This window comes from Burkholderia oklahomensis C6786, assembly GCF_000959365.1.
GTDB lineage: Bacteria > Pseudomonadota > Gammaproteobacteria > Burkholderiales > Burkholderiaceae > Burkholderia > Burkholderia oklahomensis.
Map to the genome: position 1 here is coordinate 2917035 of NZ_CP009556.1, position 20842 is coordinate 2937876.

19 protein-coding genes and 3 pseudogenes are annotated in these 20842 nt (G+C 58.8%); 11 read left to right on the forward strand and 11 right to left on the reverse strand.

Annotation, left to right across the window (positions count from 1 at the left end; all coding sequences use genetic code 11):
• Positions 1–233: 233 nt before the first annotated feature.
• Positions 234–1610, reverse strand: coding sequence for a pectin acetylesterase-family hydrolase (locus BG90_RS30480; protein ID WP_010122770.1), 1377 nt, complete (start codon positions 1608–1610; stop codon positions 234–236).
• 67 nt (positions 1611–1677) lie between these two features.
• Positions 1678–2394, reverse strand: coding sequence for a phospholipase C accessory protein PlcR (gene plcR, locus BG90_RS30485; protein ID WP_025990595.1), 717 nt, complete (start codon positions 2392–2394; stop codon positions 1678–1680).
• Between the two features lie 121 nt (positions 2395–2515).
• Between plcR and BG90_RS35980 the strand changes: the two genes are divergently transcribed.
• Positions 2516–2719, forward strand: coding sequence for a hypothetical protein (locus BG90_RS35980; protein ID WP_124072384.1), 204 nt, complete (start codon positions 2516–2518; stop codon positions 2717–2719).
• 251 nt (positions 2720–2970) lie between these two features.
• Here BG90_RS35980 and BG90_RS37690 read toward each other — a convergent pair whose 3' ends face one another.
• Both BG90_RS37690 and BG90_RS30495 read right to left on the reverse strand, forming a co-directional pair.
• Complete coding sequence (locus BG90_RS37690) at positions 2971–3138, reverse strand: hypothetical protein (protein ID WP_232289019.1); 168 nt, start codon at positions 3136–3138, stop codon at positions 2971–2973.
• A gap of 152 nt (positions 3139–3290) precedes the next feature.
• Positions 3291–4118: pseudogene (locus tag BG90_RS30495) on the reverse strand (thiamine pyrophosphate-binding protein); the annotation flags it as partial.
• 291 nt (positions 4119–4409) lie between these two features.
• Here BG90_RS30495 and sbcD point away from each other — a divergent pair.
• Positions 4410–5651, forward strand: a complete 1242-nt coding sequence (gene sbcD, locus BG90_RS30500; RefSeq protein ID WP_025990596.1) for an exonuclease subunit SbcD — start codon at positions 4410–4412, stop codon at positions 5649–5651.
• Positions 5648–9121, forward strand: coding sequence for an AAA family ATPase (locus tag BG90_RS30505; protein ID WP_010122776.1), 3474 nt, complete (start codon positions 5648–5650; stop codon positions 9119–9121). Before sbcD ends, BG90_RS30505 begins: the two co-directional genes overlap by 4 nt.
• Here the strand turns inward: BG90_RS30505 and BG90_RS30510 are convergent.
• The 3 genes from BG90_RS30510 to BG90_RS30515 all read right to left on the reverse strand — a co-directional run bounded on the left by BG90_RS30510 (position 9118) and on the right by BG90_RS30515 (position 10762).
• Positions 9118–9942 (reverse strand): hypothetical protein, encoded by an 825-nt coding sequence (locus BG90_RS30510; protein WP_232289020.1) that lies wholly within the window; start codon positions 9940–9942, stop codon positions 9118–9120. The two genes, BG90_RS30505 and BG90_RS30510, sit on opposite strands and share 4 nt — an antisense overlap.
• A gap of 60 nt (positions 9943–10002) precedes the next feature.
• Positions 10003–10209, reverse strand: coding sequence for a hypothetical protein (locus BG90_RS35985; protein WP_124072383.1), 207 nt, complete (start codon positions 10207–10209; stop codon positions 10003–10005).
• Between the two features lie 361 nt (positions 10210–10570).
• Positions 10571–10762 (reverse strand): hypothetical protein, encoded by a 192-nt coding sequence (locus BG90_RS30515; RefSeq protein ID WP_010111524.1) that lies wholly within the window; start codon positions 10760–10762, stop codon positions 10571–10573.
• Positions 10763–10899: 137 nt separating this feature from the next.
• Here BG90_RS30515 and BG90_RS30520 point away from each other — a divergent pair, with 137 nt between their 5' ends.
• The 6 genes and pseudogenes from BG90_RS30520 to BG90_RS30545 all read left to right on the forward strand — a co-directional run bounded on the left by BG90_RS30520 (position 10900) and on the right by BG90_RS30545 (position 14007).
• Positions 10900–11274, forward strand: coding sequence for a hypothetical protein (locus BG90_RS30520; protein ID WP_010122778.1), 375 nt, complete (start codon positions 10900–10902; stop codon positions 11272–11274).
• Between the two features lie 40 nt (positions 11275–11314).
• A pseudogene (locus tag BG90_RS30525) lies at positions 11315–11446 on the forward strand (transposase); the annotation flags it as partial.
• Between the two features lie 50 nt (positions 11447–11496).
• A complete protein-coding gene (locus BG90_RS30530; RefSeq protein WP_045568071.1) occupies positions 11497–11811 on the forward strand; it encodes a DUF1153 domain-containing protein in 315 nt (104 codons plus the stop codon).
• Positions 11808–12449 (forward strand): DDE-type integrase/transposase/recombinase, encoded by a 642-nt coding sequence (locus BG90_RS30535; RefSeq protein ID WP_115633525.1) that lies wholly within the window; start codon positions 11808–11810, stop codon positions 12447–12449. Before BG90_RS30530 ends, BG90_RS30535 begins: the two co-directional genes overlap by 4 nt.
• Before the next feature lie 39 nt (positions 12450–12488).
• Positions 12489–13757, forward strand: a complete 1269-nt coding sequence (locus BG90_RS30540; protein WP_045568016.1) for an IS256 family transposase — start codon at positions 12489–12491, stop codon at positions 13755–13757.
• A 73-nt stretch (positions 13758–13830) separates the two neighbouring features.
• A complete protein-coding gene (locus BG90_RS30545; protein ID WP_014696846.1) occupies positions 13831–14007 on the forward strand; it encodes an integrase core domain-containing protein in 177 nt (58 codons plus the stop codon).
• Positions 14008–14033: 26 nt separating this feature from the next.
• Here BG90_RS30545 and BG90_RS34350 read toward each other — a convergent pair.
• A pseudogene (locus BG90_RS34350) lies at positions 14034–14722 on the reverse strand (transposase); the annotation flags it as partial.
• 466 nt (positions 14723–15188) lie between these two features.
• Here BG90_RS34350 and BG90_RS34360 point away from each other — a divergent pair.
• Positions 15189–15572: an HNH endonuclease gene (locus tag BG90_RS34360; protein ID WP_010118017.1), complete on the forward strand. Its 384-nt coding sequence runs from the start codon at positions 15189–15191 to the stop codon at positions 15570–15572.
• A gap of 273 nt (positions 15573–15845) precedes the next feature.
• Here BG90_RS34360 and BG90_RS31315 read toward each other — a convergent pair whose 3' ends face one another.
• Both BG90_RS31315 and BG90_RS35990 read right to left on the reverse strand, forming a co-directional pair.
• Positions 15846–16328: a DUF2778 domain-containing protein gene (locus tag BG90_RS31315; RefSeq protein WP_010112584.1), complete on the reverse strand. Its 483-nt coding sequence runs from the start codon at positions 16326–16328 to the stop codon at positions 15846–15848.
• Between the two features lie 434 nt (positions 16329–16762).
• The gene (locus tag BG90_RS35990; RefSeq protein WP_124072382.1) at positions 16763–17203 is read right to left on the reverse strand and encodes a hypothetical protein; all 441 of its coding nucleotides are present in this window, start codon (positions 17201–17203) and stop codon (positions 16763–16765) included.
• Between the two features lie 135 nt (positions 17204–17338).
• Between BG90_RS35990 and BG90_RS34365 the strand changes: the two genes are divergently transcribed.
• Positions 17339–17911, forward strand: a complete 573-nt coding sequence (locus BG90_RS34365; protein WP_010118015.1) for a site-specific integrase — start codon at positions 17339–17341, stop codon at positions 17909–17911.
• Positions 17912–18275: 364 nt separating this feature from the next.
• Here the strand turns inward: BG90_RS34365 and BG90_RS35995 are convergent, their stop codons facing one another.
• Positions 18276–20552 (reverse strand): hypothetical protein, encoded by a 2277-nt coding sequence (locus tag BG90_RS35995; protein ID WP_124072381.1) that lies wholly within the window; start codon positions 20550–20552, stop codon positions 18276–18278.
• Positions 20553–20842: the final 290 nt, after the last annotated feature.

Here is a 20842-nt window from a genome sequence, read left to right on the forward strand (position 1 = left end):
GGCACGCATCGACCGGTACGCGGCCGCGACGGACACGTTGCGGCCATTGACGGCAAAGGCGTTCCGCACGCGCACGCAGGCGAACCCACGGCGATACGCCGAAGTATCGGCGGCACCGCTCAGGATAAAAGAGAACGCACTTGCCGAATGGCCACGCCATTCCACCGCAGGCCGCCTCGTCGAAATACCGAGTATTGCGGCGAGTGAGGCAGGCGTGGCCCCGGGTTGCGCTGTCAGGTCCGGTGTCCCGAAATCGGCCCGGCCTCCCCGGTGAGGTTGAAGATGCTGTCGATCCACGCAAGGAAGGTCGAGAACGTGAAATCCGACCATTGCTCCGTCCGGTACGCTTTCATGACAGGCGCATCCGCCGGGTCCTGCTGGTTGAGCAGATCGCCGACGAACGCGCCGACATCCGCATCGATGCCGTTCTCATGAATGCCGGATCCCGTGAAGCTGACCGCGGTTACCTGATGGTTGCCGATGAAATCGTCGCGCGCCCAAGGCATGAAGTATCCGAAGTTCGGCAGCAGATCCAGCACCAGCTTCAGGCTATCGAGTTCCTGGTCAAACATCGCGAGCGATAGTTCGTCCTTGGTCGCGTCGTCCGGCGCCGCGATCACCGCGGGCACGAAAGCGCGGTAATGGTAGGCCGCGATGATCTTGTCGCGCCGGTACGTCGAAAAGCCGAAGCGGTCGTGCGGATATGTCGCCGATAGCGCGGCGTAGGCACTGCCCATGTTGTCGGGATCGAAGTTGCGGGTCAGCCGGCTGTTTATCGTGATCATGCCGTCGGGCCCGGACATTCCCCATTCGGCGCGCACCCTGTCGTACAACCCGACGGACGGGTGCGTCGCCGGATCGGCATCGAAGCGCGTATTGAAGACCGTGCCGGCATCGTCGAGCAGCGAGCTGTGCATTTGCGGCTGCAACGTGTTGCGCAGCGTCGCATAGTTGCCGAGCGTTCCATAACCGCCCGCGCTCATCCCGTACACCAGCAACCGGTTCGGCTTGCCGAACCCGTGTGCAACGAGCCACTGCGCGACCGTTCGGACGTTCTTCAGGCCGCTGTAGTGCTGGATTCGCCAATCGCCCGAGGGCGAGGTGTAGTTGCGCACCGCGCTGCCCATGTGGATGTCGCCGGTGCAGTATGGAACGAACACCTGCGTCCATTCCTGTGTCTCCACCTTCGGCTCGCCGACGAGGATATGCGCGAGATCCATCCGCGTTAGCAGCGGCGACAGGAACGACGATTTCAGGCTCTGTTGCGTGGTGCCGTTCACGTAATTGTGCGGAATGCCATCGGGATTGAAAGCGCCGAGCCCCGCCTCCGCGCCGGTCGCGGTTTCAGTGCAGGTAGCGTGATCCCAACATGCGCCGCCGGGTTCCATCATGTAGAGCAGATCGTTCGATTGCGCGCGATTGATGTAGAAACGCATCGGCGTGCCGTTGCCGCACGAAGCGCCGCTGCTCTCCGGCAGCGTGACTTCGTACCACGAATAATAGGGAATCGACGGATCAGGCATCGCCGCATCCGCGGCATGTCCATTGACGGTGACGCCGGTCAGCAGACCGGCGACGCAGAAGCATCCGAGAAATTTGGCAGCAGACATCACGCCTCCATTTCAGTTGACCTGGTCTTCCGCCGCGTTCGCGCGCGACGGCGCGCACACGGTACGTTCAATGGGTTTCGGTCGGAGAAGCCTGATCGAACAGCTGGACGCGCAAAGCTTGCAGGCGCTGCGCGATGACGGCCTGTTGCTGTTCCGGATCGGATACGCTCGCTTGAACCTGCTGGATGATGTCCCGGCTCTGCCGGACGTAGGTCGGATAGCGTGCGTCTTGCGCCGGCGACACTCCCACGGTCCGCCGGGCATATCCGTCCCACTGTTGCCTCATCGCCTGGATGGCCGCGCTTCGCGTCGCGGAATTCGCCGCTGCGTCGGAAATCAGCGCTGCGCTGAGGGCCTCGGCCTGCACCGGGACAATTTCGTTGCGCGCGACGTGCTCGGGCAGCTCCGCAAGAATCCGACTGGCCAATATGGCCCTTTCCGCCTCGGGCATGCTGCTTCTAAGGCTGCCATATGCAGCGACCCGATCGCGGAAACGCGCGAACGCGACGATGCGCTGCACTTCCGCTTCCGCGTTCTCCCGACCTTCGAGACTCTTTCGCAGTGCGACGAGATCCAGCCGACGCTCGGCGGGACCGGCATTGGCAAGCGCATCCGCGGTTGACGCGCCGATTGGCGGCTCGCCCTGTCCGCTCGCCATCGCGCCGGATTGCATGGGCCGAGTGGAGGCCGTCTGCGACAGCGTCACGCTTCGCCATGATGCGACAGTGACGGCGAGAATGACCAACAGCAGCACTGCCAGCCAACGTGCTTTCGGTTTTTTCACGCCGTCTCCTTATCGAGCCGTCGCGGCTTCACATTGTTTGTTTTCGAGTACGTTCTATGTCGAAATACACGCCCGGTCAAAGTCGGCGCTAGAAGTTATCCACGATTCCTCGAGAGGATTAGTGCACATTTATGAGGACAAACGTGCAGCCGGACAAGCTTCGACGATCATCGCGCGAGGTCGTCCGGCACGCCTTTCTCTTGAGGTCGATGCTCCGCTCGTAGCGTCCGACAACAAAATCGCGACAGGCTGGCTGGCATGTCGTGCGTCTGAAAACGGCTTTGAAAAAAAGCATGAAGATGCACTGACTGACGACGCCGATTAGCTTTCTATTTTTAGCACGCCAACAGTACGGACGTCCGATCCGGCAAAAGATTGGCAATGAAGACTCGACGCGATTCAACGAAGAATATTTCGTTTGCATCTCGAAGGAGGCCGACGCGGGCCTGTAGCCGGTCGTGCATTTGAATGCGGACTTCAGCTCCGATCAGACCAAGACCGGAGGCACGTCACCGCCTCCAGCCTGGCTACGCGAATGCCTCAACCGACACGCGGCGTCGCTCGTCGACCATCGCTTCAATCAATGACACGAGATCGTCGGTCGACGGTCGCAGATGCCCGTCGACCATGCAGTTCGAGGTCGGCCTGCGGCAACGGCGAAAGCCCTTCCGCGTCGCCGAGCACGCGCCAGTTCGCGGGCAACGTGCAGCGATCGATCATCGTCACGGCGGCGCTGTGGTTCACCGCAATCTCGATGCCGGTCGGACTCTGGCTCGTGTAGACGACGTGATACGGCCGCTCGATCGCGGCGAGCGCCTGCAGTCCGTGCTGCCGATAGCAGCACGTTTCCGGAAAGAGCGCGAGCGGCACGGGCGCTTGCCGCTCGAGTACGAAATCGCGGTGCGCCGCCCATACGACGTCGTCGCGGCCGAGATGCCAATCATATTGGAGTAGTGCGCGCCGACGGCCACGCGCTCGTGTCCCATCAGCGTGCTGACGTAGGGTATCCTCGCGCGCTCCAATGCCGCGATCCATGCGGGCATCGACGGCGCCCAGCGCGCGCCGCCGCCGAAGCAGACGAGCGGTCGCCCGGCTGTCCGGCACAGGTCGCGCATTGCGTCGATGCCGCGCAGGTCGGGCGCATGCCGGCCGAGCACGGCCAATGGCTTGTCCATCCATTGGTCGACGACCGCATCCGGAATCTCCATGCGCTGCACGTCGTTCGGAATGTCGATCAGTACCGGGCCCTGCCGGCCGGACAGCGCGATCGACAGTGCGCCGTGCAGTTGCGGCAGCAGTTCGCCCGCGTCCTTCACCTGAACCGCATGCTTGGTAATCGAGCTGACCATCGGCACGATGTCGAGCTCCTGGAAGCCCTGCTGCCGTATCGCCCGATCGCCCTTCAGCTCATGAGTATTGACCTGCCCGGTGATGAACAAGCAAGGCACGGAATCCAGCCAGCAACTGCCGATGCCCGTGATCAGGTTAGTCGTCCCGGGACCGCTGGTGCCCAATGCAACCGCGACTTTCCTGCCCATGTGGCAGCGCGCGACGCCTTCCGCGGCAAAGGCTGCGGCTTGCTCATGATGCATCGATACGATGTTGAAGCGCCCGCTTTGCGCGAAACTGTCCAGCAGATGCGTGATCATTCCGCCAACCAGCTCGAAGCAATGGTGGACGTCGTGCGCGGCGAGGAACCTGGCAATGGCGTCTGAAGCTTTCATCGTGGATCGCTTTTTTCGATCTGCCGGAGAACGACGGACAACGTCGCGCGCACTCGCCGGACGGTGGAGCCGCAATTCGGATGCCTTCTCCGGCGACATCGTAATAGCGATTGCTGGCAGAATCCAGGGGATATTGACGGGCTTTTCCAGAAGCCAGCCGCCCCTATCGAAGGAGGCAGGTCGCCGGCAAACCGGAGCGTTGATCGTTCAGTCATCGTCAACGGCCATGGATATCGACACCACGTCACGAACCTCCGCTCATAATGCAAGTTGCAATCATCTCGTCTCACTATGCGCCTTCTCCACACGTCCGATTGGCATCTGGGCCAAAGTTTCATGGGCAAAAGTCGTCAAGCGGAGCACCAAGCGCTCATTGACTGGCTCATGGTTCAGGTCGACGACCACGCCGTCGATGCGGTCGTCGTCGCCGGCGATATCTTCGATACGGGCACACCGCCCAGCTATGCGCGCGAGCTATACAGCCAGCTCGTCGTGCGCCTGCATGAAGCCGGCGCCGCGCTGCTGCTGCTCGGCGGCAACCACGACTCCGTCGCGACGTTGCGGGAAAGCAGCGCCTTGCTCGAACGTCTCTCGGCGAGCGTCGTCCCTTCCGCCGACGCGCCGCAAAACCAGATCCGCATCCTCCCGTTGCGCCGCGCCGACGCCGGCCGCATGCCCGGATGCGTCGTCTGCGCGATTCCGTTCATCCGCGCACGCGACGTGATGCGGAGCGAATCCGGACAAAGCGCCGAGGACAAGCAGCAACTGCTGCTGCATTCGATCCAGTCTTACTACCGAGACACGTTCGAAGCCGCGAGCGCGCTCCGCGACAAGCTCTCGCAGGAAACGGGGCGACGCTTGCCGTTGATCGCGACGGGCCATCTCACGACGGTCGGCGCGAGCGCGACGGAATCGGTGCGCGAGATCTACGTCGGCACGCTCGATGCGTTTCCAACCACGGCATTTCCTCCGGTCGACTATCTGGCGCTCGGGCATATCCACCGGCCGCAGAAGGTGGGCGGGCTCGAACACATCCGCTACAGCGGCTCGCCCATCGCGCTCAGCTTCGACGAAGCCTCGCAGCAGAAGGAAATGTTGCTCGTGGACCTTGACGAGTCGGGCCTCCGGGCCGTCACGCCGTTGCCCGTGCCCGCATTCCGGCGTCTCGTCTCGTTGCTCGGGAATCTGACGTCGCTCGCTGACGCGTTCCCGCGCATCGCGCAGAACGCGACGCCCGAGCACCCGGTGTGGCTGGAAGTGACGGTCGCCGAAGACGACTACCTGTCCGACCTTCCGGCGAGAATTCAAGCGCTCGTCGAGGGCCTGCCGCTGGAGGTGCTGCGCATCCGCCGCGATCGCGGCAACGCGGCGGCGCAATTGACGGCGGATGCCGGGGTCACGCTCGACGAACTCGATCCGCACGACGTGTTCGCCCGTCGGCTGGAACAAGAGGATCTCCCCGAGGATTTGCGCCAGTCGCTCACCGAGCGCTACCGGACCATCGTCGCCGCCAGCGCGGAGGACGCCGCATGAAGATCCGCAGTCTGCGCCTCAAGAACCTCAATTCGCTGAAGGGCGAGTGGCGCATCGATTTCACGACGCCGCCGTTCTCCGACAACGGGCTGTTCGCGATCGTCGGCCCGACCGGCGCGGGCAAATCGACGCTGCTCGATGCGATCTGCCTCGCGCTCTATCACGAGACGCCGCGGCTCAAGACGGTATCCGCATCGGTCAACGACATCATGACGCGTCACACCGCCGATTGCCTCGCGGAAGTGGAATTCGAGGTGAAAGGCGAGGTCTATCGCGCGTTCTGGAGCCAGCGCCGCGCGCGCGACAAGGTCGACGGCGCGCTCCAGCAGCCCAAGGTCGAACTGGCGAAAGGCGACGGCACGATCCTGGCGAGCCAGATCAGCGAGAAGCTCAAGCGCGTGATCGAGATCACCCGTCTCGACTTTCCGCGCTTCACACGCTCGATGCTGCTCGCGCAAGGCGGCTTCGCCGCATTCCTGAACGCGAACGCCAACGATCGCGCGGAGCTTCTGGAAGAACTGACGGGCACCGAGATTTACGGCGAGATTTCGCGTCGCGTCTACGAACAGGCCGGCGCGGCCCGGGAACTGCTGAAGAATTTGCGCGCGCAGGCGGACGGCATGGACCTGCTGACAACCGAGCAACGCGAGACGATGCAGCAGGAGATCGCATCCCTCACGGCGCAGCTCGGCACGCTGGCCGACCAGTTGAAGACACTCCGCGCCCATCGGCAGTGGCGAGTCGATATGGCTCAGGCGGAAGGAGCGATTCAGGCCGCGCAGGCAGGATTCGCGAAGGCCAGCGCCGCATTCGACGCGGCAGCCGGCGATCTGGCGCGACTCGCCGCGAGCGAGCCTGCCGAAACACTGCGCCCACTCTACGACGCGCTGCAGAGCGCGGAAGCCGCTTGCGGAAAGACCGCGACGGAACTGGCCGAGCGCCGTAGCGACCGGGTCGCCCAAGCGGCGACGCAGTACCGCGAACATGGGATTGCCGTGCAGCTAGCCGAGCGCACCAGCGTGGATGCGCAACGGCAACTGGAAACGCTCGATTCCGAAAAGCGTCAGCTCGACGCGCGGTGCGCGTCGAATCGGCACCATGCGATGCTTGGGGAGCGAATCGGCGTCTGGCGTCAGCAGTTCGACCATCGCCAGCAAACCGCCGACGGGATTCAGGGCCGCGAGAAGGCCGCCGGCGAACTGGACGGCAAGCTCGCGGACGAGCGCGGAAAAAGCGCGAAGCAAGTCGCAGCGGTGGAACTGGCCGAGCAAGCGAAATCGGAGTCGGACACACGGGTCCGGGCGCTGCATGCTGCACAAGCACAGCGCCTGGCCGGCAACCCCCTGGTCGATTGGCGTCTGCGCTGGCAAGCGGCTCAACGCAATCTCGTCGCGTGGCAAAAGCTGGAGGAGCTGGCGAATCGGCAGCGCGAGCGCGCGGCCGAACGGGATTCGTGGGTCGAAAGCCTGAAGCGGATCGAAACGGAAATGACCGGGCACGAGACCCGGCTGAACGCCCTGCGAGCCGAAAACGGCAAGCTGAACGAGCAGGCAGCGGACAAACAGAAGCTGCTTGAACAGGAGCAGATCATTCGCAGCCTCGCAGAACACCGGGAACGGCTGCAACCGGGCGAAGCGTGTCCGCTTTGCGGTTCGCTCGAGCACCCGGCGATCGACGCCTATGGCGCCATTGACGTTTCGGCGACCGCCAACGCATTGCGCGCGCTGAAGGCAGCGATACAGGCGTCCGATCAGCAAATGCGCAGCGTTTCGGAAAGCTTGGCGGCTCATCGCGCGACACATAAGCAGCAACAGGCACGGAACGAGCGACTGCTCACGGAGATCGAACAGGGCCAGCGCAACTGGGACGAACTGGCCGCATCGATGGAGTCCGACCCGCCGCTCGATCGCACCGGCTGGTCGCGTCCCGAACGGCTCGACGAAGGCAGGAAACTGGCCGAAGGTGCCGCAGCGACGTTGAAGCAATTGCTGGATGCCGCCGAGCAAGCCGAAGACGAGCTGAACGGCGCGCGCAAGGTCAATGCCGAGCGCGCGGAGGCGCTGCAAACGGCCCGCGCCGCGCATGCGTTGCTGGAGCAGGCCATTCAGGGGATGAACGAACGCCAGGCCGAAATCCGGCGGGAGCTTGCCGACTTGCGGACTGCGCTGACGCGTGACGAAGGCGCGCTTCTGGCATCGATTCGCGAAGCGGGATTCGAGCAAGCCGAACTGCCCGCAAACGCCGATACATGGTTGCGCTCGCGCGAAGGCGAATGGCGGGAATGGCAACGCACGCAACAGCGGCTGCAAACGCTGTCGGAAGCGCGTGTCCGGCAGCAGGCGCAGTGCGATGCGGCTCGCGCCCGATTGGAGACGTGGCAGGAGCGGCATCGCAAGCTCGAAGAAAAACGGACGGACGCGAAGGACGCCACGGACGCCGATGCGATCGTCGACTTCTCCGCGATCGAAGATCCGGCTCACGCGTTGTCGGCATGCGCGGACAGAATCGAATCGTTCACGCACGCGCTGGCATCGCTCGACGGCCGCATCACTCAGCTCGATGGCCTCCAAATGCAGCAACGCGCAACCCTGACCGAGGCCGCCGCCAAATGGCAAACAGCGCTTGCGACGAGTCCGTTTCCCGACCTGCCGGCCTTTCTCGCCGCGTTGCTGCCGGCCGACGAGCGGCAGCGTCTGCAGACGCTGAAGCAGCAATGCGAACAGGGCAAACAGACGGCAAGCGCGCTGCTGCAATCCGCGCGGGAAAAGCGCGCGAGCCTGCAATCTCAGCCTGCACGATCCGAGGCGACGCTCGACGAGCTGACGACGCAAATCGAGTCGCTTGACGCGCAAACCGCGTCGATCAACGGGCAACTCGGCGGCAAGCGCGAGTTGCTGACGCGCGATGACGAATTGCGTCGCAACCAGCAGGCGCTTTTCACGCAAATCGAAGCGCAAGCGAAGGAGACCGACGTCTGGCAGCATCTCGATTCGCTGATCGGCTCCGCCAAGGGCGACAAGTTCAGGAAATTTGCCCAAGGGTTGACGCTCGACCATCTTCTGACGCTTGCGAACCGGCATCTCGACCGCCTGCACGCGCGCTATCTGCTGAGGCGCAAGTCGACGGGCGAACTCGAGCTGGAAATCGTCGACCGATGGCAGGCGGACGCGACGCGCGACACGCGCACCCTGTCGGGCGGCGAGAGCTTCCTTGTCAGTCTTGCGCTCGCGCTGGCGCTATCCGATCTCGTGAGTCACAAGACATCGATCGACTCGCTGTTCCTGGATGAAGGGTTCGGCACGCTCGATGGCGACACGCTGGAAATTGCCCTCAATGCGCTCGACGCGCTCAACGCGAGCGGCAAGATGATTGGCGTCATCAGTCACGTAGATGGGCTAAAGGATCGCATTGCCACTCAAATCAGGGTCGAGAAAGGTGGGGGTATTGGGCATTCGCGCCTTGTAATTTAATCTACAGTCGGAGCGGCACAGCCGAATTCAACGGCATCGATCGCGAAGCCATATCTACCCGCAGTGTATGGGGGCGCAGCCGGGATTTGGTCGTGCAGGTAGCCGCCGTGCGTCGAGAATGTCGTCCACGGCACAGGCGGAACGAGCATCGGGCGACGCTCTGCGAAGTCCGCGACGAGCCCGCCCTCCGCGACATCATCCAAGAACTTCCCGGTCAAGTGGTACGTGTTCGGCTTCCGTACCTTGCTCATCATCTTGGTTTCGCCGGTACGTTCTTCGAGCCAACCGGTAGACGCGCAGAAGTGATCCAGAAGCAGGAGCGTCGCGCGCTCGTAACCCAGCTCGCCATACTCCGGCGCACCGCCCGTCAGATTACGGAGACGGCCCGCCAAGGCCCCCGCGAGCGTCTGCACACTCAGCGGCCTATCCGGGTCCGCCATCCGGCCCAGCATGCCGCATATCGCGTCCCAGGTAGCGCTCGCCTGCTCCTCTACATCCAAGGCGTTGACGGGGTTGTACTTGCCGCCCTTGTGCTCGATCTTGGAGACCTTCCGCTTGGTCTTTTTGGCGGTTTCCAGTGCGGAACGGAAAGCATTCAGGCCCGCGTAGAGTGTTTCCCGGTTCGTCAGGCCCGCGTCGTCGGTCGTGCGGCGGCTACTCTGCGCCTCGCGGCAAAGTTGCCTGATTACTAGTCCCGCATGACCTTGATCTTGTAGCCTCTCGACGTGGCGGCGGGCATACGGGCGAACTTCGGGAATCTCGGCGAGGGATACCACTACGGCCTTTTCGCGAAGGCTCTGGTACTCAGCAATCGAGTGCATCAGTTCCTTATAGGCGTAACAAAGCCGCCCGTCCACGGGCGGCAACGAAAGACTATCGCTTTATTTTTTGACTACTCTACAGACAACTGCATCGTCTACAATTTTGCATCTAACGACCATCTGGGGGTTTGCCCCTTTTCCTTTTGCCGCCTCAAGCAAAACAGTCTTTTCAGATTCTGGTATAGCAAGCTCGGATAGAGGAACCATATCCACCTCACTCAGTTGTGCGAATTCTTCTTCCGTGAAAACTACAAGATGCTTTGCCATTTTACCACTCCTGCTGAAAATCAAGATTTACCTCATAACAACGTCATGTTGCTCAAACACTGCGGCGTACCGGAATCACGCCGCGACCAGAGCAACTCGCCCCTTGCAACGATGTTCCTGTAAGCACATAATGCATTCGCTCAACAACACGTTGCAATTCTTTAAAGAAAAATTTGTGCCAAACATCGCATGTTTATGATTTATTTTAAATAAAACCATCTACTTATATGTTGCGACATTGAAAATTAAAATAAATGTCTCAGTTTTGAATAATGGAAATCGACGTACTACCATATGATTTTAATGTCGTTCGCAGCTTCCTTAATTTTCGACACTCTCCCCGCCCCCGCATCAACCTGTATTAAGTGAACTCGTAGTAATCCGCTTCGAGCGCCCGCACAAGGCGATTCACGTCCGCCTGTGGAAGATAGTTCCTCGACTCGATGATCCGCTGGGCGGCACGTTCCTGGTTGTGCGTCTCCAGAGCACAGGCGGTCAGATCGTAGAATGCGTTATAGGCCGCTTGGTTGATACAGGCTTGAACGGCGCTCAAGCGGTCTCCAGTTCTTTCGCGAGGTCCGCCACAGCACGTGACAGAACGGCCTCCATTTCGCAGTCTTCCATCCACTCGTCCTTCGCGACCTTCGCGGCCACCGATTCAAGGGGTTTCCGCGTCAGTCGCTCTACAACATGGTTGCAAGCAAGCAGATTCCCGGCATGGGTACGCTGCGCCGCTTCCGCGAAACCACGGGAAAGCCTATTGGTTGGCTCTTGGGCGAGGACCTCTTACTCCCACAGCAGCCCACGCCTACGACGGACAAAACCCCGGAGCCAGCGCACGGCGAGTTCGTGTTTGTCCCGCGATTTGATGCAAACGCAGAGCAATCCTTTTCAATGGCGTTTCGCAAGTATTGGATCGAGAAGTACCTCAACGCGGACCCGGCTAATCTGTCGGTGCACCGCATCGAAGACGACGTAATGGAACCGCAGTTTCAGCGCGCAGATAATGTGTGGAGCAGCCCCCTGAAACGCCGGACACAGTCACCCACTTACAATAACGGGTAGGCATAAGACTGTGTTTTTGACTAACGCCAGGCAGGAAGTGATGGAAGTGTTGACGGGTCCGGAGCGTCGGCGGCGCTGGACGGCGGAGCAGAAGCTGGCGATGGTTCGCGAGAGTTTCGAGCCGGGGAAGTCGGTTTCGATGGTTGCGCGCCAGTACGGCGTGAACCCAAACCTGTAATGACCCAGTGAAAACCTGCTCACGTCATAATGGATGGAAAAACGATGAGCACGAAGATGGACGAAGACATCAAGGGATGGACGGCGAAGCGCAAGAGCGCGCTGGTGCTGGACATCATTCAGGGCAAGACGACGGTCGCCGAGGCGAGCCGGGCCTACGACTTGTCGCCCTCTGAGGTTGAGAACTGGGTCGACGATGGCAAGCGCGGCATGGAAAACGCGCTACGAGCAAATCCGCAGGACGTGAAAGAGCAGTACGAGCGGCAGATCAAGGAACTGCAGGAAGCATACGGCGAAGCGATGCTGGAGTTACGTGCGCGAAAAAAATTGCAGTCCCTGCTGGGCGAGGACGAGAAGTGATCGAGACGATCCGCCAGGGACTCAAAGACGAAGGCATCGCCGTCTCGATTTCAAAGCTGTGCCGCTGGTTCGAGGTGCCGCGTCGCACGATGTATTACCGGCCGGTCAAGTCCGAACCGAAGGTGCAAGCCCGGTTTGCCGAGCCGATCAAGGCGCTGATTGAGGAGTCGCCGTCGTTCGGGTATCGGACGGTCGCGCATTTGCTTGGGTTCAACAAGAACACGGTGCAGCGGATCTTCCGATTGATGGGCTGGCAGGTTCGCAAACGGCCAGTTGGCTTTCGGCCGCGTGTTCAAGCCATGCCGTCGGTTGCGACTGCGCCGAACGAACGCTGGTCGACCGATATGTGCCGCGTTTGGGCTGGTCGTGATGGGTGGGCGACGCTGGCGCTGGTGATCGACTGCCATACGCGGGAGTTGCTAGGCTGGCATCTGTCACGTAGCGGCAAGGCCAGCACAGCCTCGAGCGCGTTGGAGCATGCTTTGATCGCCCGGTTCGGCACACTCGGGCGTGTGCCGAAGCCGTTCCTGCTGAGAAGCGACAACGGGCTAGTCTTCACAAGCCGCGACTACACGGCTCTGGTACGCAGTTACGGTCTGCGGCAGGAGTTCATCACGCCGAGCCTGTCAGATTTTTAGTGTGCTGAGGTCATGAGACGATAACGGAACTAACGTCCTATGACCGATGCAACTGTGACCAAGAAGAGCAAGAATCCGAAGGCACCGAAGCTGTTTCCCGATGAGCTGATCGATCAGTTGCTTGCCCAGGTTCAGGGCAAGGATGCCGAGTCGATCCTGGGCGAATCGGGGCTGGCCGGCCAGCTCAAGAAGCAACTGGCCGAGCGCATGCTCGCGGCCGAGTTGAGCCACCATCTGGAAGCCGAGACCGAGCAAGGCAGGGCCGGTAACCACCGCAACGGCACCAGCCCCAAGACGGTCCTGACGCCCAACGGCGAACTGAAGCTGGATATTCCGCGCGATCGACAGGCGACGTTCGAGCCGCAGTTGGTCGGCAAGTACCAACGCCGGCTGCCAGGCTTCGACGACCACGTGATCAGCATGTATGCGCGCGGCATGAGCGTTCGCGAGATTCAGGGCCATCTGCTGGAACTGTACGGGTTGCAAGTCTCGCCCGACCTGATTTCGACGGTCACCGACGAGGTGCTGGCCGACGTCGAACAGTGGCAGCAGCGGCCGCTCGAGGCCATGTATCCGATCGTGTACTTTGACGCGCTGCGGCTGAAGATCCGCGACGAAGGCACGGTCAAGAACAAGGCGGTCTATCTGGCGCTGGGCATCCGCGCCGACGGCCGCAAGGAAGTACTGGGTTTGTGGATCGAGCAAACCGAAGGCGCCAAGTTCTGGCTGAAGGTCTTCAACGAGCTGAAGAACCGCGGCTTGCACGACATCCTGATCGCGGTGGTCGATGGGTTGCGCGGCTTCCCCGAAGCGATCGAGGCGGTCTATCCGGCCGCCCAAATCCAGACCTGCATCGTGCATCTGATCCGCAATTCGCTGAATCTGGCGAGCTGGAAGGATCGCAAGCCGCTGGCTGCCGCGATCAAGCCGATCTATCAGGCCGCCACGGCCGAGGCGGCGGCAGCGGCGCTCGACGCCTTTGCGCAAAGCGAGTGGGGGCGCAAATTCCCTACCGTCGCGGCCATGTGGCAGCGCCAATGGGAACAGGTAATCCCCTTCTTCGCCTATCCGCCCGAGGTGCGTCGAATCGTATATACGACAAACGCTATCGAGAGCATGCACATGCAGTTGCGCAAGATCGTCAAGAACCGCGGCCACTTCCCGAGCGACGAAGCCGCCAGCAAACTGCTGTATCTGGCCTTGCGCAACATCGAAAAGGATTGGAAGATGCCGCCTATCACCTGGCGGCAAGCAGTCAATCAGTTCGCCATTCTGTTCGGCGAGCGATTCACCTCCGCCATCAGCTGAGATTTTTAACCGGCCTCAGCACACGAAATTCCTGACACGTCCCATCACGCCGCACTGCCCGCAACAGAACGGAATGGTCGAGCGCGTCATCCGCACGCTCAAAGAGCAATGCGTACACCGACACCGCTTCGAGACGCTGCAGCATGCCAGCCGCGCCATTGCCGACTGGATCCAGTTTTACAACCATCGACGGCCTCATCAGGCGCTGAAGATGAAAACGCCGGCTGAGGCATTCGCGTTAGCCGCTTAACCTGAGCAGGTTCCGCTGGGTCATTACATGTCACCACACCAAACCTGATTCGGCGCGCCAACCTCGAATTCACGATTGAGATGGTTCGGGATATCGATCCGCTCGACCGTGGCCTGCTTGTAGGCATGGCGACCCGGCTGCTTGCAGATCAGTCCAAGTTCTTCCATCAAGCGGCTGACCTTGAAGCGGCCAATCACCGTACCTTCCTCGCGCATCATGCCCATGATGCTGCGGCTGCCGGCAGAGCTTCGGCTCTCGACGAACAGTTCGTGTATCCGGCTACGCAGTGCCATGCGCTCAGCGTCAATGCGCTGGGTGCGCTCACGGTACGCATACAGGCAGGAACGTGATACGTCGAATACCGCGCAGATCAGTTCGACCGATTCGCTTGCGCCAATCTGATCAATTACTTCATACGTTCGATGCCTTCCGACATCAAGAGCGCGGTAGCCTTTTTTAAAATGGCTTTCTCACGCTCGAGGCGTTCGATACGCGCCTCGAGTTCCTGAATACGCTGTTGATCCGCCGTGATTGCCTTGCCCTGCGGCGTGACGCCCTGGCGTTCCATTTGAAGCTGGTGCACCCAGCAACGCAGTACCGTCTCGCCGACGCCGACTGAGCGACTCGCCTCCATATGGCTATAGCCCTGGTCGAGCACTAGGCAGGCGGCTTGCCGTTTGAACTCCGGGGAAAACGTACGTCGTTGCTTGCTCATCAGACACCTCTTCATGGCGAACATTTTCGCCTAAATCAGTGTCCGGATTCATTAGACCACTACAAAAAGCGAGAATACATCCAACGCACCGCAAGTAATCTCAATGGCAAAATCTAGGGGAACTTATATTATCCTTGGCTTACTTTTCGGCTCAATTGGATTTCACGATTTTTATGCTGACTATAATGGACAAGGTGCAGTAAAGCTAATCCTATTTTTGATTGCGCTTTTCTTGGACGCAGCCACTGGCTTCTACTCCAAGTTCTTCCTCATCATCGGAGTGATTAACTGGCTGTGGACCCTCGCTAGTCTATGCTCGGTCAAGTCGGATGCGTCCGGAAAGGCTCTCGCATAGACTCTCGGAAACACCGCAGAGACAAGGCTCCAGCCTCTTCATTTCACGATATAAAATACCCCTGAGCTAAGGAGAGGAGGAACCTCACCCGATGGGTAGGCATGCCCGACGATGCCCCAGGTACGTGCAAGGCGAACCCTGTTTCATCTCATTAAATACGCACGGCAGTTCTATCCGAGCGAGCGAGGAGATTTAGCTATCCAGAAGAATACAAAATACTCTCGCCTAAGAGGCGAAGAAGGCGTTAAGCAACGCCAGAGAATTAGAATTAGAGATAAGCACATTTGCCAGAGATGCGGAATAGCTGTGCGCACTGGCGAAGTAGACCACATTATTCCATTAGAGCAAGGTGGAACTAATGAAGATGAGAATCTGCATTTGCTCTGCATAGACTGTCATAAGAAGAAGACAGCTACTGATAGAGGATATACCCTTAAATCCGGTAGCTCAGTAGATGGGCTGCCTACGGATAGCTCCCATCATTGGAATAGCTAGTTTATGCTCTATGCATCCTGGAGAGGGAAACGAGCTTTCTTAGGGCTAGGACTACCAAGAGGGAGATAACGAAGCTGATAAGCAGCATGGAGGCAATAATAATCCTCCCTTCTCCCTGAAAGCCTAAGCCCCCTGCGAATTTGAATATCGGTTCGAATGCTCCCCATCCTGCCCCACTGGTGAACCAATGATCGACAGCAGGGATATTCGCTATCCCTGTGTAGATTGGGAGAGTTAGCACTAGAGCCGCAAAGAAATAGAGGGCAGACCGTTTCATCGTACGGTTACTCTTCCGTAGTAGTTGGTATTCGTACCGGGAATCTTAGATGCAGGTTGAGACTTGAGGAATGAACGTAGCCGCTTGAATTGATCCTTGTTCGGCATCGTTATACATCCCTCGCTGATTCCCCAGTAACCGACCGGATGCAACCGGAAGTTACCTCTGCGGACTCCGTTGACGAATGTCCAATCATCTATCGTCCCGTCGGCACGATACAGAGCGAACCAATCTGCTCGATGCGTTCCGGCAAGAGCGTCCGCTCCTAGGTCATTGAGCCATCCGAGACGCCCTCCGCTTTCCCGGTCCACGATGTAGTAGATGCCCGTAGGCAAGGCCCCATCTTTCGGGATAGTGGTCGAGGCAGGATCGTTCGTGTACTTCCCGTTACCTGAGAAGGCGAGCACGCTACCGAATCCCTGGCAGCTCAAGGACGACATCCGCTGATGGTTAAGGGTGAAGCTACACTCAATCGGCATCGTGCAATCCTCGGACGAAAGAAGCGAGAACGATACCCCACCGAGCAAGGCACGGCAAGGACTCACCCTAGGGTCGAAGGTCAAGCCGATCCCGCAGAATGTTGCACAAATACAACGGTGAATAGCGCCTATGGCGGGGGTATGTTGATTTGCAGGATCGATTTTGACCGACACCGGCGGGTCAGTGTCGAAATATCGCTAACTGCAAAAATTTCCGCCGATAACGTCCCAGAACCTTCCATAAGCCTTTCCCTTAACCTCTGGCAATACGTTATCGGCTCTGTTGGCTGCGCCCTTCCGGTAGATATGCGTAGAGGTCACGGGAAAGGCTTGTTGTGCGCGCGCGCACACACGCGTAGCCCAATAATAGTGGCACGCGTTCCGGTGAAAATGATCAGACACGTTGAGCCCATAGACCCCTTGGCGGTCCCGTACTACTGGAATAGCCGCGCGGGAAAATCGTTGTGCCTCACGACATGAGGCAGTTCGCCCAACGTACCGGATACATGGCAGCTACCGTTTTGAGGCACATCGACTTTGATGCGTTGCTGTTCCTGATCTTGAACATCGATTAGTCGCTCCACATCGTCTTTCGACAGCAAGCAAACGGTAAGATCACCGCATACCAGTGCATGCCATACGAATTTTTGCTTGGCAAAGATAGCTCTTAGCGTGTTCAGTTCGCCAATCGAGAATACGTGATTCCATGAACGGCCGTTTCCGGTCCGATATTTTACGAACACGTGCCGGTCCGCGTTAATTAAGTAATGGCCGTAATGCCCCGAGCCTGCGGTGTTAAGTGCCTTGAACGACGGATGTTCCGTAATTTGCGTTAGCGCTGCACCGTGATAGAAGTCCTTCTCTTGGATTTTCATTATCTTTCCCCGTTTATTTTGTCGCCCCGCGATAGAAATGATACGACGCGGCGCAGCACATGCAATAAGGCTTTTACTAATACAGACGTAGGCCGCAGCCAAATTGTCGCGGCCATGCCCCCACAAGCAGCGAATATGTTTCGGTTCGCGTTTTGGACAGGGTTGCGCACTTCGGAACTCGTCGCACTCAATTGGACAGACATCGATTGGAAGCGCTGCGTGATAGTTGTCAAACGGGCATTGACCCAGACCGCAAAGGAGGCAGAGGACACGAAGACACGTTCAAGTCGCCGGGAGGTAAAGCTCTTGCCGCCCGCCATGTCTGCACTAGTCGCCCAAAAGGCTCACACATATCTACAAGGCCGAGAGGTATTCCAGGACCCGCGAAACGCTGCTCGGTGGGCCGGAGACTCCCCCATCCGGATAGTGTGGACTAGGGGACTAAAGCAAGCGCAGGTCAGATACAGGAAGCCTTACCAGACACGCCACACGTACGCATCTATGATGCTCTCCGCTGGGGAACATCCAATGTGGGTAGCTCGCCAAATGGGCCATTCGAACCAGGACACAACCGTTCGAATCTACGCTAGGTGGATGCCTACGGCGGACCCCGATGCAGGCGGAAAGGCAGTGGAGAAGTTTGCGGAATCGACGTTGCGATTAAGTTGCGATTCCGTACAGAAAACAGCAGGAAATCAAGGCGATTAATCGCCGCCCACTTCGCCAAGCATTTGAATTATAAGGAAATTCTGGCGGAGAGAGGGGGATAGGCTCCCCGCGTATGGCAATCCTCGACAAATCAATGGCTTGGCCCCATTGACGAAATATCAGTGTACCAACGGCTGTGTACCAGTCAAGCTTGCAACCGGCTTCAAATGTAGAACGTTGGACTTCGTCGGATGGACGATGTCCTGATCGTCGGGCTCAGTTCGGGCCGAGAGGCGTCGCTCCACTGCTTGCGGAAGCAGCCCGCTTTGAGGCCCCGCAAGCGGACGCGCCGGCATCATCGAGCCCGACGCCGACCTTAGGAGATAGGGAACGATGGACTGCCTGAACTCGGCCCTCGGTATCGCTATGGTTTCCGCTGAGCGATCTCTGCTTCCACCGCGCTTAGGCGTGCTTCCAACTCGGCAGTCAACCTGTACGCATTGCGAATCGTAGAGACCCTTTGTAGGGCGTCGTCTTCCGCTCCACGAGTTTCGCCGAGGATCTCCGCTACGAGAATCTGTATATCGACCCATTCTGGATGGCTGGAGGCGAGTCCATCGGCAATCTCAAACGCAATACGATGCTCCTTCTTTAGAAGAAAGCACATCGCAAGGTGGCGCGTCGCCTGCGCGTGACCAGCGGTAACGATTGAGCCGTAACAACAACTATCGACCAGTGCGTTATAAAGCGGATTCTTGTCGCCACCATCTAGATCGAGCGCCACTAGGATGCAGACGCCAACATAGTCGTTGGTGTCGACAAGTTGCTTAAGCGTGGTCGCTTTTGAATGATTGTCATCGTCCTTCAAATGAAGCAGACATTGGGATTGGATCTGATTTTGAAGTTCAATATAGTTGTCTTTAAATGGAGAAGACAACGAACCAATTCCCGGTCCGCTGAGGACACTGGCAAAAGCGAGCAAACATATAAATCGCTCAGAAGGCGACATCGGCTGAATCAGCGAATCTACATAGGCATCGTATTCCACGTTCACGTGCCCACCGTGATTCACCCTATGAACGCCTTCGGTTTTCACGAACGTCTTGTAGCGAGCGAGCGTCGCATCGAGACGAATAGGCCAGCTTTTGGAACTGGCGCATTCTTGGAGAAACTTATTCACCGACTCATGCGGAGCACTGCCAAGCTCGCCGAGTACGTGACAGACCAACAATCGCCTTGACGCCGGAGCGCCTTGACCATAGCGGACGAGAATCTCTGCTAGCGGGTACGGCCAACCGCTTCGGCAAGAAAGAATGAGTTCAAGAATTCCCCTGAAGTCCGAATCCGAAAGTTGTTCTGCCAAAGTCGCCGCGAGAAACTGATGTACCTTTCGGAACTCGTGCTTGGATAGTCGATGGCCCGAGCCGAAATTCTCGATTTCGTCGATCGTCTCCACCGACTGTGAGGCTTGGAAAGCATTCCAAAAGAACTGCCGTGCATCGCCTCTTTGCACCTCATCGCCGTCGAGCCACTGAATGAGACACTTGCGATAAGCTTCTTCGTCGTTGATTGGAGGCGCTTCTTGCGACGGTTGGGCGGCGATATTTTCGCCAGAGAACGGTACCACCTGCCCGCCACCAGCGGTAACACCATATATGCGCTGACCATCGGCCGCATACATTCGCAGAAATAGGACGCTATGACATGCTTTTATGAACGAGGCACTGACGCGTTCATAAAAGCTAAGTCCCTGATTCAGATCGTAGGCGTCTAGGTTCCCAATGAGTGATGGGAGCATATGCGCATCGCCGATTTCGAGATGGGCGCCGATGACGTTACGAACGTTGCGCGCCGTTTCGAGTTCGGACTGGAAATTCGAGGCGGCGACAAATTGATCAATCGAAGCCGACGACTGGCCGCTCTCCCGAACCAGTTTGTCCAATCCGTCCATTTGTTGGGGGGCTCCGGCCGCAACTGGACGGGTCACAAGGCAATCGCAGAAGCTGACAATGTCTGTGACGATCCGGGCCTTGAGGATTCGAGCGATAGACTGATGAGCAGCGAACTTTGCGAGGAGTTCTCTCTGCATGCTGACCCAGCGACGTATCAGTGCGAGCTGAGCTGCCCGCGCATGCACTGGTGTCGTATTCAGTGCTGCAGTCGTATTGCTGCGGGCCATCGCCAGTGAGTCCACACCCATCTCGACCCGCTTGCTTTGATCAATTGTTCGTTGGTACTGGTGTAACGCTTCAACAACGCGTGGATCGGCAAGCTCGGGCGGGGCCGTGTACGAAACGAATCCAGCTAAGTTAAGGGGCGCCAAGCTTTCGTAAACCTCCTGAGCGCCCTCTACGAAAAACCCGATTTTCACTATCTCAATGTCGTTCCAAAGCTCAATCCGTTTGCCAAAGTCAAAGTCTTGTACGTGCGCGCCAAGCCGATCTCTAGATACTTTGAAATATTCAGCGAAGTTGCTGGCATAAGCTTCCTTTATCTCATGAAATCGCCTTGTGTCATGCCCCCCATTGTTGAGCGGTTTCCGCAGGCCTCGCGCGTGCTCGATAAAATTTTCCGCTCGCACCAGAATGTGACGGGCAAGGGTACGTGCAACGAAAGGGTCGTCGACATGTGTCGCGAGATGAAATGCAATTTGCATCTCATCAACTAGGAATTTTAATTTCTCAACTCGATTACTTATCACGATACGGGCTCCGGTATATATGCTTCTTATGACACGGTTGCTTCGCCGCTGACATACTCACCTACTGCTGGCCCGCGACCAGGAACAGACAGCGGGCATCCTTTGGCGCTAAGTGCCGGCCGCCTTACTTTGCAGATGTCTTGTTGGTCGTGCTGGCAGTAGCCGCTTTGTACCAGAAGTCGTGCAACCGGTTTCAAAAAGGCAGGTCGCAGCGCGTACTGCGTACATGCCGCATGTTACGTGTTGTCACGGGCCGCCAGCCTGCTAGCGCGCCGGTGCTGCGATGCAGT